This window comes from Micromonospora sp. ZG13 (assembly GCF_059359355.1).
Genome location: NZ_JCADBQ010000006.1, coordinates 344,615 through 359,679, shown reverse-complemented (window position 1 = coordinate 359,679; position 15,065 = coordinate 344,615). Strand labels below are relative to the sequence as shown.

The window sequence follows — 15,065 nt, the reverse complement described above, 5'->3', positions numbered from 1 at the left end:
GCCGTCCGCCCCGCTGGCGGACGGCATCGACGCGTCACAGCCGCGCGACGACCAGCTCGTGGATGGCGGCGAGCAGGTCCTGATCGCGCTCCGCTTGCGCGGTCACGGTGACGGCGGCCCGGCGCGCGGGGCTGGCGACCACGTACTGGCCGTAGCGGCCGTCCAGCCGGTACGTGTCGGCCCGGTCGATCCACGCGCCGGGGCCGGCGTCCGGCACCGGTGGTTCCCGTCGTCGCGTCCCCGTTTCCCCCGCCCGGCTGGGGGTACGGGCCAAGACGCCTGCTCATCGCCACTTTCACGGAGGAACTCGTCAGATGGATGTCAGCAAGCCCGCCAAGGCGGTCAGGGACGTCGTGGGAACCGCAGCCGGGAAGGTGGCCGAGGCGCTGACCCCGGACGTGCCGGGCGCGCCGGGTAGCGCCCCGCCGACGGTCGAGGAGCCGACGACGCCACACGAGCCGTTGCCGCCCAAGACGGAACAGGGCGCGCCCGAGACCCGTACGCCGACGGGCGTACCGACCGGCGCGCCGACGACGGCGAACGGCCAGCAGGGCGCCTTCCTCACGACGGCGCAGGGCGCGCGGCTGCGCGACACGGACCACTCGCTGAAGGCCGGCCCACGCGGTCCGGTCCTGCTCCAGGACCACCACCTGCGCGAGAAGATCACCCACTTCGACCACGAGCGCATCCCCGAGCGCGTCGTGCACGCGCGTGGCGCCGGCGCGCACGGCGTCTTCGAGGCGTACGGCACGGCCGAGGGCGTGACGAAGGCCGGCTTCCTGGCCAAGGGCAGGACGACCACCGTCTTCGTCCGGTTCTCGACCGTCCTCGGCTCGCGCGGCTCGGCCGACACGGTCCGCGACACCCGTGGTTTCGCGACGAAGTTCTACACCGACGAGGGCACCTTCGACCTGGTCGCCAACAACATGCCGGTCTTCTTCATCCAGGACGCCATCAAGTTCCCGGACATCATCCACGCCGGCAAGCCGCACCCCGACCGGGAGATCCCGCAGGCCCAGAGCGCGCACGACACCTTCTGGGACTTCGTCTCCCTGCACACCGAGGCGCAGCACCACACCATGTGGAACATGTCCGACCGCGGCATCCCGCGCTCCTACCGGATGATGGAGGGCTTCGGCGTCCACACGTTCCGGCTGGTCAACGCCGCCGGCGAGACGGCGCTGGTCAAGTTCCACTGGAAGCCGAAGCTCGGCGTGCACTCCCTGACCTGGGAGGAGGCGCAGCTGCTCGGCGGTGTGGACCCGGACTTCCACCGTCGCGACCTCTACGACGCCATCGAGGCCGGCGCGTTCCCCGAGTGGGAGCTGGGCCTCCAGGTCTTTCCCGACACCCCCGAGGAGACCTTCGCCGGGATCGACCTGCTCGACCCGACGAAGATCGTGCCGGAGGAGCTGGCGCCGGTGCAGCCGGTCGGGAAGCTCACGCTCAACCGGACGCCGACGAACTTCTTCGCCGAGACCGAGCAGGTCGCCTTCCACGTCGGCCACCTGCCGCCGGGCATCGACGTCACGAACGACCCGCTGTTGCAGGGCCGGCTGTTCTCCTACGTCGACACGCAGCTCACCCGGCTGGGCGGGCCGAACTTCCCGCAGATCCCGATCAACCGCCCGCACGCCCCGGTCAACGACATGCTGCGCGACGGCTTCCACCAGCAGGCCGTGCACGCCGGGGTCGCGCCGTACCGGCCGAACTCGCTCGACGGCGGCAACCCCTTCCCCGCCGGGGACACCGACGGCGCGTTCGTCGACGTGCCGGTGCAGGTGACGCAGGCGCCCAAGGTACGCGCCAACCCGGTCTCGTTCGACGACCACTACAGCCAGGTCCGCCTGTTCTGGCTCAGCATGTCGCCGGTCGAGAAGGAGCACATCGTCCGCGCCTACACCTTCGAGCTGGGCAAGTGCTACCACCAGGCGATCCGGGAGCGCCAGCTCCAGTGTCTCGCCAACATCGACCCGGTGCTGTGCGCGGAGGTCGCCACCGGGCTGGGCCTGCCCGCACCGGAGCCGACCGTGCCGCTCACGGACGCCGCGCCCAGCCCCGCGCTGTCGCAGGTCGGCAGGCAGTGGCCGGCCGACGGTCGCACGGTGGGGATCGTCGTCGACCCCCGCGCCGGGCTCGACGACGTCGACGAGGTACGCCGGGCGGTCTTCGCCGCCGGCATGGTGCCGCTCCTCATCGCCCCGCACGGCGGCCTCGTGGGCGACCTGCCCGTGCAGCGCACCTTCGCCACCGGCCGCTCGGTCGAGTTCGACGTGCTCCTGCTGGCCGGGGCGCCGACGCCCGCACCGGACGCGTCGCCGGCGCGCGACGCCAAGGCGGGCGCGGCGGACTCCGCCACCGTGGACCCGCGGGTGCTGCTGCTGATCGACGAGTGCTGGCGGCACGCCAAGGCGATCGGCGCGTGGGGCGCCGGCGTCGACGTGCTGAGCCAGGCCGGGGTCGCCGGCACGCCGGGCGTCGTCGCGGGTGGCTCGGGGGCCGAGGTCTTCGCCGCCGTGCAGCGCCTGCTGGCCGCCCACCGGGTGTGGGAGAGGTTCCCCGCCTCGGTCGCCTGACGCGTGCGTACGTCGACGAGGGCCGTCCTCCGCAGCATCGGGGGACGGCCCTCGTCGGCGCTCTTGTGAGCCCGACGGACGCTCAGTCCCACCTGTCCTGGTTGAGGAAGCGGGCGAAGCCGCGCCACGAGTTGGGGCCCATCACCCCGTCGATCGGGCCGGTGTAGCCGTGGCCGGAGGCGAGGCGCTGCACGGCACGCCAGGTGTTCGGGCCGGGCTGGCCGTCGATCGGTCCGGTGTAGCCGTAGGCCCGCATGGCCCGCTGGAGGGCGGCATACGTGTTCGGCCCCGGCACGCCGTCGATCGGGCCGGTGTATCCGGCGGTGAGCCGCAGCCAGTTCTGCATGCGCTGGTAGAAGATGGTGCCGGGAATGCCGTCGTGCTCGGTGGAGGTCTTGGGCAGTCGCCCGGGCGCGGGCTGTTGCCCGAGGTAGGCCAACGGGTTGATGCGTACGCCGGCCGGATTGATCATGTGCCAGTGGACGTGCGGCCCGGTGGAGGATCCCGAGCCGGGCGCGCCGGCCGCGCCGCCGGAGAGACCGACGACGGTGCCGCTGGACACGGCCGCGCCGTTGCCGAGCAGGAACTGCGACAGGTGCATGTACTGGCTGCGGTACCCGTCGGCGTGGTGGATGGTGACGGTGTGCCCGCCCGTGCCGTTGTACGGGATGTTCTGCACGGTGCCCGCGCCGCAGGCGGGCAGGCGGGTGCCGACCGGCATGCCGAAGTCGACGCCGCCGAGCGAACCCCGGTTCAGGTGGTCCTGCCAGGTGCCGGTGACCGGGTACGCGGCGAACGGGTGGTAGATCGCGGGCGCGGCGGAGGCGCGGCCGGGAACGGCCAGACCGGCCAGGGCGCCCGCGCCGAGGGCGGCGGCGAGCAGCACCGCCCGGCGGTCGATGCCGGTGGCCGGCGGGCCGTCGCCACAGCAGGCGGGCGGGTCGAGCTGGTCCATCACGTGCTCCCTGCTGGTCGGGTGCGCCGGTCGAGGCAGTGACGATACATAGCCACGAATGGATCTGTCGACCGCCGGGCCCCGGCCGGGCACGAGGCCGGTCCACCCACCCGGCGCGCTCAGCCGCCCGGGCAGCGGCTGTCGCCGCCGCTGTGCTCCTGGCAGGTCGTCGGCGCCGGGACGGGCGTGGCCGGCGGCCTCAGCGTGCGCGCCGCGTCCGCCACCGCCGGCGTCAACGCCACCGTGATCACGACGGCCAGGAACGCGTAGACCAGTGCGGTGCGGCGGTACCGGCAGCCGAACGCCACCAGCGCGATGACGGCCGCTCCGCCCGCCGCCACCACCGCCAGCAGTACCAGCGCACGGGCGGAGCGACGCCCGATCTCCGCCGCCCGCGCGTCACCGTTCGAGTGGTGGTCGGCCCATCCCTCCATGCCGATGGTGAACAACCACCACAGCAACGCCAGGCAGGCCACCACCCAGAGCGCCGTCATGAGCACCAGGGCGTACCGGGGGCGGGCGGCGGATGTCGACGGGGTCATGGCGTACAGCCTGGCGCAGCCGGGGCTCCGGGACGTGAGCCCGCGTACTCATCGCACCCACCCACCCGGCCGCCCGAGGACCGGCGGGGGTGGCCACGTCAGCGACGAGCCGGGCGGGGCGGCCCGCTCACCACCCTCGGCACTGGCCGGAGGCGGGGCCGCCGACCGTGTTGGCCACGCCGCCGTCCACCGGCGGCGGCTGGTTGCCCACGCACCGCAGCGGCCCGTCGATCCGGTTGCCGGAGAGCACGACCGGTGTGTCGCCGGTGCGGCTGTCGACCACGGCGACCGGGCCGGTCACCCGCGTCCCGGCGATCAGGACCCGGCCGGTGACGCCGGCGACCGAGAGCGGGCCGTCGATCCGGCTGCGCGTCAGCTCCACCACCGAGGCCCCGGTGGCGGTCACCGGCCCGACGACGCTGGCGTCGAGCGCGACCAGCCCCGCGCCCCTGCCGACGCTCACCGGTCCGGAGACCGCGGCGCCGGGCGCGAGGCAGGCCACCCCGGCGCCGACCAGCAGCGGCCCGCGGCGCTCGCCGCTGACCACCTGGGTGCAGGTCTGGTCGGTGACCTCGAGCGTCACCGGCAGCGTCACCAGGGGGGTGGTGGGGTCGTCGCTGGTCACGCAGAGCTGGGCCCGGTACGTGCCGGCGGCCAGCCCGGTGCTGTCCATCGAGATGGTCACCTCGCTGGATCTGCCGGCGCCGGTGCCGGCCGCCGTACGCGACGCCGTCAGCCACGGCACCTCGTCGGGCGTGACGCACGGCTGGAGGTCCGGCAGGCGTACGTGGGTGATGAAGCGGGCCGCCCCCTTGTCGTTCTCGACCTCGACCAGGCGGCCGGAGCGGTCGATCTCGTGGACCCCCTTGGAGCTGGTGGTGAGGATGTTGCCGTTGCCGAGGGGGTGTACGCCCTGGTACCCGGAGCCACCGGGCGGCGCGTAGACGCCGACCAGCTTGCCGGCGCGGTCCATCTCCCAGACCCCGGCGGTGGAGCCGCTGCCCCAGCTCGCCGCGAGCACGTTGCCGTTGGGCAGCTCCGCGAGCTGGCCGGGCCAGCTCAGTCCCTCGAAGAAGCGGGCGTTGGCGCGGGAGCCGTCCTTCGTGAAGCTGTGGATGGCGTCGCTGTCGCTGGCGGAGACGAGCATGTCGTCGCCGCGGAACAGGATCCCCCACGGCCCCTTGAGCCCGTCGGCGCCCGGGGCGACGAACGTGCCCAGATACTTGCCCTCGGCGTCGAACTCGACCACGGAGTGGGCGTTGGCCTGGCTCGCGACCGTCGCCAGGACGGTGCCGCGCGGCGACAGCGCGATGCCCCGGACGTTGGTCATGATCGCCGGGTCGCGTACGCCGGAGGCCGGCGCGAAGACCCGACGGAACCGGCCGTCCAGCCCGTACTCGGTGATGACGGAGTTGACCTGGTCGGACATGAGGAAGCCGCTGCCGTCCGGCTTGGCGATGACCTGGAACGGCGTGTACAGGCTGGTCGACGGGTCGAACGCGGTGTGCGGGACGAACTGCGGGTCGATCAGCTTGCCGGAGTGCGGGTCGAACGCCATCACCCCACGGGTGGCGCTGCCCGAGTTGGGCACCAGCAGGACGCCGTCGCGCAGGAGCCGGATCCGCTCGTCGCCCGGGCCGGCGTCCGGGTCGTCCAGCCGCCAGTCCAGCACGCCGTGCCCGGCGTTGCGTACCGCGAACTTCTGGCTGGTGACCAGCCCGGCCGGCTGCCGCGCGGAGAGCGACCTGGGTGCCACCTCGATCTTCGGCACCGGCACCACCGTCAGTTCCAGCGCGATCGTCGTCGTCGGCTGGTCCTGGTCGTTGCTGGCCAGGCACAGGTTGGCCCGGAACACGCCACCGTCGTCCAGGCCGGTCGAGTCGAGCGTGATCTGGATGTCCTGACTCTTGAACGCGCCAAGGATGCCCTGCGCCGGGGTCACCTTGACCCAGGTCGGCCAGGCGCAGTCGTCGCCGTCGCCGGTCGCCCGCCAGGTGAGCTCGGCGCCGCCGGCATTGCCCACCTTGACGGTGTGGCTCTCGTTCTGCGCGACGTCCATGCTGGAGCTCAGCTCGGTCTTGTCGACCGTCAGGTCCGGGGCCGCGGGAAGGACGGCGACCGGGAAGTGGGCCTGGGCGATCGGCTGCCCGTCCGGCGCGTGCCGGGCGTCGGTGGTCAGGTTGATCGCACCGAAGAGCCAGCTCTTGCGGGCGGTCCCGGTGACGTCCAGGGTGATGGTCAGCTCCTGGCTGGCGCCGGGCGCCAGGGTGAACTGCGTCGGCGCGACCGTGATCCGCGCCCCGGTCGGGGCTTGCGGCGTCACCTGGTAGGTCGCGGCCACCTTGGCCACGCTGGACACCGTCCGGGTGAAGGTGCAGACCTTGAGGCAGTGGTGCTCGACGACGGCCGGCAGGTTCAGCGTCTGCGGGTCGCCACCGGCGTCGGGGTTGGCCGCGACGAAGTTCGCGGCGGTCTCGTCGAGCACGATGCCGGTCCGGGCGGCCTGGGCCAGGTTGATCCGGCCGGAGCCGACGTCGAACGCGTCGGCCGGCGTGCGGCCGTCCTCCTTGACCACCCCGTCGCGGTCCGCGGTGACCGCCAGCGCGGACCGGATCCGCGTCGGCGACCAGTCGGGGTGCAGCGCCGCCAGCAGCGCGCCGGCGCCTGCGACGTGCGGCGACGACATGGACGTGCCCTGCATGAAGGCGTACGTGGCCGAGTTGTCCTTCGCCGCCATGGTGGCGGCGAGGATGTTGCGGCCCGGGGCGGCCACGGTGGGCGCGAGCATGTCGAACCTGCTGGGTCCGCGCGAGCTGAAGTCGGCCACGACGTCGGTCCAGTCACCGTTGCGCAGCACCTCGCTGCCGGGGTCGACGCGCACGGTGACGGGGCCGTCGGTGGCGGCCGCGTGGTCGCGCAACCGCTGTCCGTCGGCGAGGGAGACCATCACGGCGGGGATGGTGGTCCCGGCGAGCGCGCCCATCGTGATCGGCGGGCCGCTGTACTGGTTGTGCACGACCACGCCGGTCGCGCCGGCGGCGGTGGCGTTCTTGACCTTCACGGAGAAGTCGCAGCCGCCCCGGGGCAGCAGGGCGACCTTGCCGCTGAACGCCGCTGCCGGGAACGGAACGCAGGCCTGCACGTTGTTCGCGTCGACGGCGCCGGAGTACCGGATCTCACCCTCGATGGGCGGGTTCGGCGAGTTCTCCCCGATCACGGCGGCGATGCCGGTGAGCGCCGCCGGGACGGGGGTCGGGCCCGTCACGTCGAGCCGGTGGGCGATGACCCGCTCGTGGCTGACCGCGGCGACGGACATGTTCCACGGCGCGGTCTTCGCGACGGTGCTGGCGCCCGGGCCGCTGTTGCCGGCGGAGGCGGCGACGAAGATGCCGGCCGAGTACGCCTCCAGGAACGCCTGGTCGACGAGGTCCTTCCAGGGGTCGTCGCGACCGGAGATCGAGTAGTTGAGGACGTCCACGCCGTCGGCGATCGCCTGGTCCACGGCGGCGATCGTCGCCGAGGAGAGGCAGCCGATGACCATGCAGACCTTGTACGAGATGACGTTGGCCCGCGGCGCGACCCCGGAGACCGTGACCTTGTGCGTGCTCGTGCCGACGGTCATGGTCGCCTCGTGCCGGTTGCCGGCGGCGGTCGACGCGGTGTGGCTGCCGTGACCGTTGTCGTCCCGGGCGTCGGCGCCGACCATCGACCAGGCGCCGATCAGCTTGTCGTTGCAGATCGCCTTGTGCTGGGCGTGGGTCGGGGCACAGACGCCGACGTACTTGCCCGCACCGTACGGGTTGGTGTGCCGGTAGCCGTCGCCGTCCACCGCCGCGAACGACGGGTGGTCGGGGTTGATGCCGGAGTCCAGGATGCCGACGACGGCACCCTCGCCACGGGTGCCGACGTTCTCCGCCGTCCTGCCCTCCCACACCGCGGGCGACTGGATCAGCGCGTTGCTGGTGTCGGTCGTCAGCTCCAGGACCTCGTCAGGTACGACGGCGCTGACCCCCGGCAGGCCGGACAGGTGCGCCGCCTCGTCCGCGCTGACCTCGACCGCCAGGCCGTTGACCACGTTGCGGTAGGTGTGGGCGACCCGTACGGAGCGGCCCAGGATCGCCTCCATCTCGTCCACCAGCGTGTCCTGCTGCCGCGCCAACTCCTGCGCGTAGGAGGTGCTCGCCGCGGACCGGGTGTCGATCCTGCCGGTGGCTGCCGGCCTCGCCCGCGAGGCGGCCACCACCGACGGCTTGTCCATCTTCACCAGCCAGAGCCCGCTCTTGGGCTGCGCCTTGCTCGACGCCGGGCGGGCTGACCCCTCGGCTGTCGTGTCGCCCGCTGGCAGCGGTGCCGCCACGACCGGGGCGGGGGCCACGGCGAGCAGCATGGTGCCCGCCGCCACCGCCGCGACCAGCCGGACCGGCGTCCGCCAGCGGGAGGGGAACGTTCTTCGACCGGAAGACGGTGCCACGGTGAGCTCCTAAGTCACGTCGGCGGCGCGATGGGTGTTGTCTCGCTGCCTGGCCAAGAGCCGGGGAGGTGCTCGCTGCGGCTGGGTGCGATCGGGTGAAAACCTAGGTGATCACGGGGACCAAGGCAATGGCGCACGTCCATGCGTGGATCCCGCCGGCGTCGCCGGCCCGGCCCGGTGGCGGGGCGGGGTGGTCGAGGATCCTCACCGGCGGGTCAGGCCAGCCAACCAGCGTTCCAGCTCCGCCGGGGAGCGGAACAGCAGCACCGGCGGGCCGGCGGGATCGGCCTGCCAGGCGCGCATCCGCCGCCGGGCCCGGCGGAAGGCGGTCGCGTGCCACAGCAGGATGGAGTCCCGGGACAACACGCTGCGAAGCGACTCGCGGTTGCCGTTGCAGATCTCCTCGCCGCTCAGCAGCCGGTGCACGGTGCGCCGCAGCAGCCGCCAGAAGGAGAGCCAGCGCGGATAGTCCAGGCCGACGACGAGGTCGGTGCGCGCCAGCACCACGTCCCGCCAGCCGTGGTACGCGCCATCGAGGATCCAGCGGTCGCGTCGGCAGACCGCCTCGATCCGGCGGCGCTGCTCGGCGACCGGCACCTCGACCCAGCCGGGCTGCCACAGCAGGTCGTCGACCGGGTACCACGGCAGCCCGAGCCGCTCGGCCAGCCGCGCCGCCAGGGTGGACTTGCCGGCGCCGTACACCCCGTAGACGAGGACGCGGGCCGGTGCGGTCATCGCGGCAGCGTACGCCGCCGTCGGCCGGCCGGTGCCGGGCGGTGGGGGCGCCCGTCGCGGCCCGCGCGGTCACGGCGGCGGCCCGGGTCGCGTCGCACCGGCGGGCCGTGCCGGGCGTGGTGCCCCCGGGTCATACACTCACCCCCTGGTCAGGCGCCCGGACGTTGCTCGCGTCCGGGGTCGGCGACGCACCGGTGCCGCGCGGACGGCGGCCGGTGACGACACACGACGCGGCGCCCGGTCCGGCAGGAGCGGGACACCGGTTCGCGTAACCGCCGCTGCCGGGCGGGGCGGGCCCGCACCGAGGGGACTACTGGTGAGGCGACGAGGCAACGGGACCCGGAGGCTACGGGTCGCGGCGGGGGCGGTCGTCGTCCTGGCCGCCACGACGGCCCCCGGCCCGGCCGTGGCCAATCCGACGCCGGCGCCGGCACCCGCGACGCCGGTGTGCGAGGTGCGCGGCGGCCGGCTGAGCGAGATCTCCGGGATGGTCGCCACGGACGGCGGGTTCGTCATGGTCAACGACGGCGCGGACGACGAGGCCCGCCGCCGGATCTTCTTCCTGGACGAGCGGTGCTCCGTCGTACGGAGCGTGTCCTATCCGTCGCGTCCGCGCGACACGGAGGACCTGGCCGTCGGAGCGGACGGCACGGTCTGGGTGGCGGACACCGGCGACAACGACCGCTCCCGGCAGACGATCGCGGTGTGGAAGCTGCCGCCGGGTGCCGACCGACCGGTGCTGTACCGCATGGCGTACCCGGACGGCCCGCACGACGCCGAGGCCCTGCTGGTGACCGCCGACGACCGGCCGCTGGTCGTGACCAAGTACTCGGCCACGCTGTACGCCCCGAGCGCCCCCCTGCGCCCGGGCACGACGGCGAGGCTGGAGAAGGTGGGGCAGGCCCGGCTGCCGGCCTCCACGACGAGCAACCCGTTCGGGGCGCTCGGCCGCACGGCGGTCACCGGTGCCGCCACCGCGCCGGACGGACGCCGGGTGGTCCTGCGCACGTACGCCGACGCGTACGAGTTCGACGTCAGCGACGGCGACGTGGTCTCGGCGTTGACCGGCGGAACGCCACGGGTCGTCGCGCTGCCGGACGAGCCGCAGGGCGAGTCGGTCACCTACAGCCGCGACGGGCAGTCCCTGCTGACCGTGTCCGAGACGGCCGACCAGCCACCCGGGACGCTGCCCACGGTCCTGCGCTACCCGCTGCCGGCGCCCGTCGCGTCCCCCACGTCGCCCGCCGCGCCCGAACCGACGGTCCGCGCCGCCGGCGACGGGACCGGCCGCTCCGGCGCCCTGGGGACCTACCTCGTGGCGGCCGGCGCGCTCGGGCTGGCGCTGATCGCCGTGGGGCTGGTCGCGCTGGCCCGCGCGCGGCGTTCCCGGTCGCGCTGACCGAGGACGCGGCGCTGATCCGCGCGCTGGCGCCGGGGTCGTGCCCGCCGTCCCGGTCCCGGGCCACGGGGTCGTGCCCGCCGCCCCGGCTCCCGGGAGCGCGCCGGGTCAGGCACCGTCCCCGTGGGACGGGCCCGCCGTGTGCAGGCCGGTGAACAGGGCGGCCAGCAGGTCGGCGCGCGCACCGAGGCCAGCGGCCGAGACCCACTCGTGCCGGGCGTGCGCGCCCCCGCCGGGCGGGGCGAGCCCGTCGACGGTGGGACGGCCGAGCGCGCCCGTCGTGTTGGTGTCGGCGGCGCCGTCGGCCGGGCGACCGGCGAGGCGCTGACCGAGGCCGGCGGCGACGGCCACGATCCGGTCCAGCAGGTGCGCCCCCGCCTCGTCCGGCTGCCAGGTGGGCCGGTGCGACAGCAGCCGGGTGGCGAGCCGGGCGCGCCCGCGTACCGGACGCAGCGCCGCCAGGCCGGCGAGGACGGCGTCCTCGTTCCCGGGGTCGGTGAAGCGCAGGCCGAGGTCGGCGTGGGCCGCGCCGGCGACCACGTTGGTCCGGCCCCCGCCGGCGACGGTGCCGGTGTTGAGCAGGACCGGCCGGCCCGCGACGAGCGCGCGGACCCGCACGAGCTGATCGACCAGTTCGTCGATGGCGTTGACCCCGGCGTCAGGGTCGAGCGCGGCGTGCGCCTCGGCGCCGGTGACCTCGATGCGGACCCGGGTGCTGCCGCGCCGGCCGGTCTTGAGGTCGCCGCCGGGATGCGGCGGCTCCAGGCCGAGCACCGCGCGGGCCCGGCCCGCCTCGGCCCGGACCAGCCCGGTGGCGGTGGGCGAGCCGATCTCCTCGTCGGCGACGACGACGACCCTGATCTCGGGGTGCGGGGCGCCCTCGCGTACGACGCGCGCCGCCGCCGCGAGCAGTGCGACGAGCCCGGCCTTGGTGTCGTAGACGCCGGGGCCGCGGACGGTGTCGCCCTCGACGGACCACGGCATGCCCGCCAGCGTGCCGACCGGCCAGACGGTGTCGTAGTGGGTCAGCAGCAGCAGCGGACCGCCCGCGACCCCGCACGCCGGGAGGGTCCAGACCAGATGGTCGCCGTCGGGGTGCGGCTCCCGGGCAGTGTGGAAGCCGGCGTCAGCGGCGTCCGCGTCGAGCACGTCGGCCAGCGCGGCCAGCGCCCGCCGGTCGCCGGTCGGCGACTCGTGCAACGTGTAGCGGCGCAGCGCGGCGAGCGCGGGACCGGGATGCGACGACGACGACACATACGGACACTATGATCGAACCAAGACCTTGTCAACGAGCGGACGTTACGGCAGCCTGGCAGACATACGATCGCTATCTTGGGAGGAGGGCAGGCGCGATGGCCGATGACACCCGCGGCATCGTGGCGCGCGACCTCGCCGGGCTGGCCGAGCGGACGGCGGCGTCGGCGCTCTACCGGAGCGTCTTCGGCTACGAGGGTCCCGAGCACGCCGTCAGCCCCCGCCTCCTGGCCGCGCTGGGCGAGAACGCCGGAACCGCGATCGGCGCCTTCGACGAGGACGGCTGCCTCGTCGGCTTCTGCTACGGCTTTACAGGCGTCGAGCACGGCGAGCTCTACCACTACTCGCAGGCCGCCGTAGTCGACGCGCGGGTCCAGGGGCGCGGTGTCGGCCGTCTGCTCAAGCACGCCCAGGCCGACGCCGCCCGGCGCGCGGGCGTGCACACGATGCGGTGGACCTTCGACCCGTACGCGCTGCGCAACGCCCACTTCAACCTGAACGTGCTGGGCGCCGTCGGGATCCGCTTCCTGCCCGACTTCTACGACGACGGCGGCAGCGACCGCGTCCTGGTCCGCTGGGACCTCGACCGCGCCCGGGGCAGCACGCCGACGCCCGCCCCCGGGCACGCGGCCGTGGACTCCCCCGCCGACGACCGTACGGCCGCGCGGGCGCCCGACGAGCGGGCGCGGCTGCGCCGGGAGCTGGCCGACCGGTTCGCCACGGGCGGACGGCTGGTCGGCGTCGTGCGGCGCACCCGGACCCCCGGCCGCGTCAGCTACCTGTTCGAACGGGACGAGACATGACCACGACGAGATCGACGCCCGCGGAGCGCTTCGACCGCAACGTGCAGCGCAGGTCGGCGCAGGTGCTCAAGCAGCGGGTCCTGGAGCAGCAACGCACCGAGTTCGCCAGGGCCCTGGCGTGGGCCGCCGAGCAGGACGCGATCGAACGGGCCGCGGCCCTCATCGTGTCGGCCCGGCGCCGGTACCTGCTCGGCCACGGCAAGTCGCTCGGCTTCGCGTCCCTGCTCGCCGCCGACCTCAGCGCCGGGCTCTCCGGCGTACACCTCGTCGACGGCGCGGCGCTGCGCTCCCTCGACGTGCTCGGCGACATCCGCCAGGGCGACCTGCTCGTGGCCGTCTGCATGGCGCGCTACCGGCGCGAGACCATCGACGTCGCCGCCGCGTACGTCCGCCACGGCGGTCGGCTGGTGCTCGTCACCGACGCCGAGGACGCGCCGTTGGCCGAGAGCGCCGCCGCGCGCATCGTCATCGGCGCCGACAGCGCCTCGTACGCCAACTCCCCCACCTCGGTGGTGCTCGCGCTGCACCTGCTCGCGACCCTGACCATCGCCAGCTCGAAGGGCGCCGGTCGCCGCCTGCGCGAGCGCGACGCCCTCGCCGCCGAGCTCGGTCTCTACGCGGAGCGGCCGTGACCGGCCGGTGGCGGGGCGCGGAGGCCGCCCACGGGCCGGCCCGGGGCCACGCCGAGCACGGGAAGGGGGCGTCGTGAGGCGGATCGAGGTGGTGGAGCTGCGCCGGGTCCGGCTGCCGCTCGTGCGCCGGTTCCAGACCAGCTCCCACGCCAAGCGCGAGCTGGAGCACGTCCTGGTCACGCTCACCGACACCGACGGCGCAGTGGGGTGGGGCGAGATCGCGTCGCCGAGCGGGCCGTTCTACTGCGCCGAGACCGTCGAGAGCTGCTGGGCGGTCGCCCGGGACCACCTCGCGCCGATGGTGCTGCGCACCGACTGGGCGCACCCGGCGGAGCTGGCCACGGCGCTCGGCAAGGTACGCGGCAACCACTTCGCCCGCGCCGGTTTCGACATCGCCGCCTGGGCGCTGTGGTCGACCGCGAACGGCGTCTCCCTCGCGCACGCGCTGGGCGGCTCGCGCGGCACCGTCGAGGCGGGCGTCTCCCTGGGCATCGAACCCACCGTCGACGACCTCCTCGCGCAGGTGCGGCTGCGGGTAGACGAGGGCTACCGCCGGATCAAGCTCAAGATCGCGCCCGGCTGGGACGTCGAGCCCGTACGGGCCGTCCGCGCGGCGCACCCGGACGTGCCGCTGCACGTCGACGCCAACGGCGCCTACCGGGACGTCCCCGGGCACCGGGCCGTCCTGGAGGCGCTCGACGGCCTGGGCCTGATGATGATCGAGCAGCCGTTCGCGCCACGGGACCTCGTCGCGCACGCCGCCCTCCAGGAGCGGATCGACACCCCCGTCTGTCTCGACGAGTCCGTCGAGGAGGTGGACGACCTCGTCACCGCGCTGCGGCTGGGCGCCGTACGCGTCCTCAACGTCAAGGTCTCGCGGATGGGCGGGCTGACCCACGCCGTACGGGCGCACGACCTCGCGCGCGAGCACGGTGTCCCGGTCTGGTGCGGCGGTATGCACGAGTTCGGCATCGGGCGGGCCGCCAACGTCGCGCTGAGCGCACTCGCCGGCTTCACGCTGCCCTCCGACGTCTCCGGCTCCGACAAGTACTACGCCCGCGACGTCACCACCCGCCCGATCGTGAGCACCGACGGCCTCGTCGCGGTGCCTGACTCGCCCGGGCTCGGCTGGGACGCCGACCTGCCGTACGTCGAGGAGAGGACCACCGACCGGCTCGTGCTGCGGGCGGGCGCGGCGTGACGGTCGCCCGGGTGGCCTGACCGGCACCACGGGCGGTCACCGGGACGCCTGGTCACCGCGATCGCCTGCCCGGTGGCCCCCGATTCCTTGACACGCGATCGACGTGGCTGAAATCCTTCCGGCGAAGGGGGTCCGATGAGCGCTGACGACGACGACACCCGGACGTACGCGGTGGTCGTGAACGACGAGGAACAGTTCTCGATCTGGTGGGACGACCGGGAACTGCCCGCCGGCTGGCGGCGCGAGGGCACCACCGGGACACGTGCCGAGTGCCTCGCCCACATCGACGAGGTGTGGACGGACATGCGGCCGCTGTCGTTGCGGCGCTGGATGGACGAGCACGCCGCGACCGGCTGACGCCGCACCGGACGAGGGCGCAGGAACGGCAGCCTCCGGCGGTATCCGGCCCTCGCCGTGCAACGTACGGCCTTCGAAGTCGACGGCGAGCACGGCGTGGCGCAGGTCGTGCCGCCCACCGTGGCGTCGGACCTGCGGCG

12 protein-coding genes are annotated in these 15,065 nt (G+C 74.2%); 6 read left to right on the top strand and 6 right to left on the bottom strand.

Going from position 1 to position 15,065, the window contains the following annotated elements:
• Positions 1-34: 34 nt before the first annotated feature.
• Positions 35-217 carry a hypothetical protein gene (locus AC5L34_RS16410; RefSeq protein ID WP_441175810.1) on the bottom strand — a complete coding sequence of 61 codons (183 nt, stop codon included), beginning with the start codon at positions 215-217 and terminating at the stop codon, positions 35-37.
• A gap of 97 nt (positions 218-314) precedes the next feature.
• On the opposite strand from AC5L34_RS16410, the gene AC5L34_RS16405 reads away from it, so the two are divergent.
• Positions 315-2,576, top strand: coding sequence for a catalase (locus tag AC5L34_RS16405; RefSeq protein WP_441175811.1), 2,262 nt, complete (start codon positions 315-317; stop codon positions 2,574-2,576).
• A gap of 82 nt (positions 2,577-2,658) precedes the next feature.
• On the opposite strand, the gene AC5L34_RS16400 is transcribed toward AC5L34_RS16405, so the two are convergent.
• The 4 genes from AC5L34_RS16400 to AC5L34_RS16385 all read right to left on the bottom strand — a co-directional run bounded on the left by AC5L34_RS16400 (position 2,659) and on the right by AC5L34_RS16385 (position 9,279).
• The gene (locus AC5L34_RS16400; protein WP_441175812.1) at positions 2,659-3,531 is read right to left on the bottom strand and encodes a peptidoglycan DD-metalloendopeptidase family protein; all 873 of its coding nucleotides are present in this window, start codon (positions 3,529-3,531) and stop codon (positions 2,659-2,661) included.
• 119 nt (positions 3,532-3,650) lie between these two features.
• On the bottom strand, positions 3,651-4,073 hold the full coding sequence (locus tag AC5L34_RS16395; protein ID WP_441175813.1) for a DUF6234 family protein: 423 nt from the start codon (positions 4,071-4,073) through the stop codon (positions 3,651-3,653).
• A 127-nt stretch (positions 4,074-4,200) separates the two neighbouring features.
• Positions 4,201-8,544, bottom strand: coding sequence for a S8 family serine peptidase (locus AC5L34_RS16390; RefSeq protein WP_441175814.1), 4,344 nt, complete (start codon positions 8,542-8,544; stop codon positions 4,201-4,203).
• A 204-nt stretch (positions 8,545-8,748) separates the two neighbouring features.
• Positions 8,749-9,279, bottom strand: a complete 531-nt coding sequence (locus AC5L34_RS16385; RefSeq protein WP_441175815.1) for a P-loop NTPase family protein — start codon at positions 9,277-9,279, stop codon at positions 8,749-8,751.
• A gap of 316 nt (positions 9,280-9,595) precedes the next feature.
• Between AC5L34_RS16385 and AC5L34_RS16380 the strand changes: the two genes are divergently transcribed.
• Positions 9,596-10,678, top strand: coding sequence for an SdiA-regulated/phytase-like domain-containing protein (locus AC5L34_RS16380; RefSeq protein WP_441175816.1), 1,083 nt, complete (start codon positions 9,596-9,598; stop codon positions 10,676-10,678).
• Positions 10,679-10,786: 108 nt separating this feature from the next.
• Here AC5L34_RS16380 and AC5L34_RS16375 read toward each other — a convergent pair whose 3' ends face one another.
• Positions 10,787-11,932 carry a M20/M25/M40 family metallo-hydrolase gene (locus tag AC5L34_RS16375; RefSeq protein ID WP_441175817.1) on the bottom strand — a complete coding sequence of 382 codons (1,146 nt, stop codon included), beginning with the start codon at positions 11,930-11,932 and terminating at the stop codon, positions 10,787-10,789.
• Positions 11,933-12,030: 98 nt separating this feature from the next.
• Between AC5L34_RS16375 and AC5L34_RS16370 the strand changes: the two genes are divergently transcribed.
• From AC5L34_RS16370 to AC5L34_RS16355, 4 genes are all read left to right on the top strand, one after another.
• Positions 12,031-12,735 carry a GNAT family N-acetyltransferase gene (locus AC5L34_RS16370; protein WP_441175818.1) on the top strand — a complete coding sequence of 235 codons (705 nt, stop codon included), beginning with the start codon at positions 12,031-12,033 and terminating at the stop codon, positions 12,733-12,735.
• On the top strand, positions 12,732-13,367 hold the full coding sequence (locus AC5L34_RS16365; protein WP_441175819.1) for a MurR/RpiR family transcriptional regulator: 636 nt from the start codon (positions 12,732-12,734) through the stop codon (positions 13,365-13,367). Before AC5L34_RS16370 ends, AC5L34_RS16365 begins: the two co-directional genes overlap by 4 nt.
• Before the next feature lie 73 nt (positions 13,368-13,440).
• Entirely contained in the window at positions 13,441-14,568 is a 1,128-nt protein-coding gene (gene menC, locus AC5L34_RS16360) for an o-succinylbenzoate synthase (RefSeq protein WP_441175820.1), read from the top strand.
• A gap of 135 nt (positions 14,569-14,703) precedes the next feature.
• Positions 14,704-14,925: an MbtH family protein gene (locus AC5L34_RS16355; RefSeq protein WP_088999746.1), complete on the top strand. Its 222-nt coding sequence runs from the start codon at positions 14,704-14,706 to the stop codon at positions 14,923-14,925.
• Positions 14,926-15,065 lie beyond the last annotated feature (140 nt).

Bases quoted from the DNA above. Each gene is read 5' to 3' on its own strand.
- AC5L34_RS16370 (WP_441175818.1), top strand. From the start codon at position 12,031: ATGGCCGATGACACCCGCGGCATCGTGGCGCGCGACCTCGCCGGGCTG.
- AC5L34_RS16395 (WP_441175813.1), bottom strand. From the start codon at position 4,073: ATGACCCCGTCGACATCCGCCGCCCGCCCCCGGTACGCCCTGGTGCTC.
- AC5L34_RS16355 (WP_088999746.1), top strand. From the start codon at position 14,704: ATGAGCGCTGACGACGACGACACCCGGACGTACGCGGTGGTCGTGAAC.
- AC5L34_RS16385 (WP_441175815.1), bottom strand. From the start codon at position 9,279: ATGACCGCACCGGCCCGCGTCCTCGTCTACGGGGTGTACGGCGCCGGC.
- AC5L34_RS16405 (WP_441175811.1), top strand. From the start codon at position 315: ATGGATGTCAGCAAGCCCGCCAAGGCGGTCAGGGACGTCGTGGGAACC.
- AC5L34_RS16400 (WP_441175812.1), bottom strand. From the start codon at position 3,531: ATGGACCAGCTCGACCCGCCCGCCTGCTGTGGCGACGGCCCGCCGGCC.
- AC5L34_RS16365 (WP_441175819.1), top strand. From the start codon at position 12,732: ATGACCACGACGAGATCGACGCCCGCGGAGCGCTTCGACCGCAACGTG.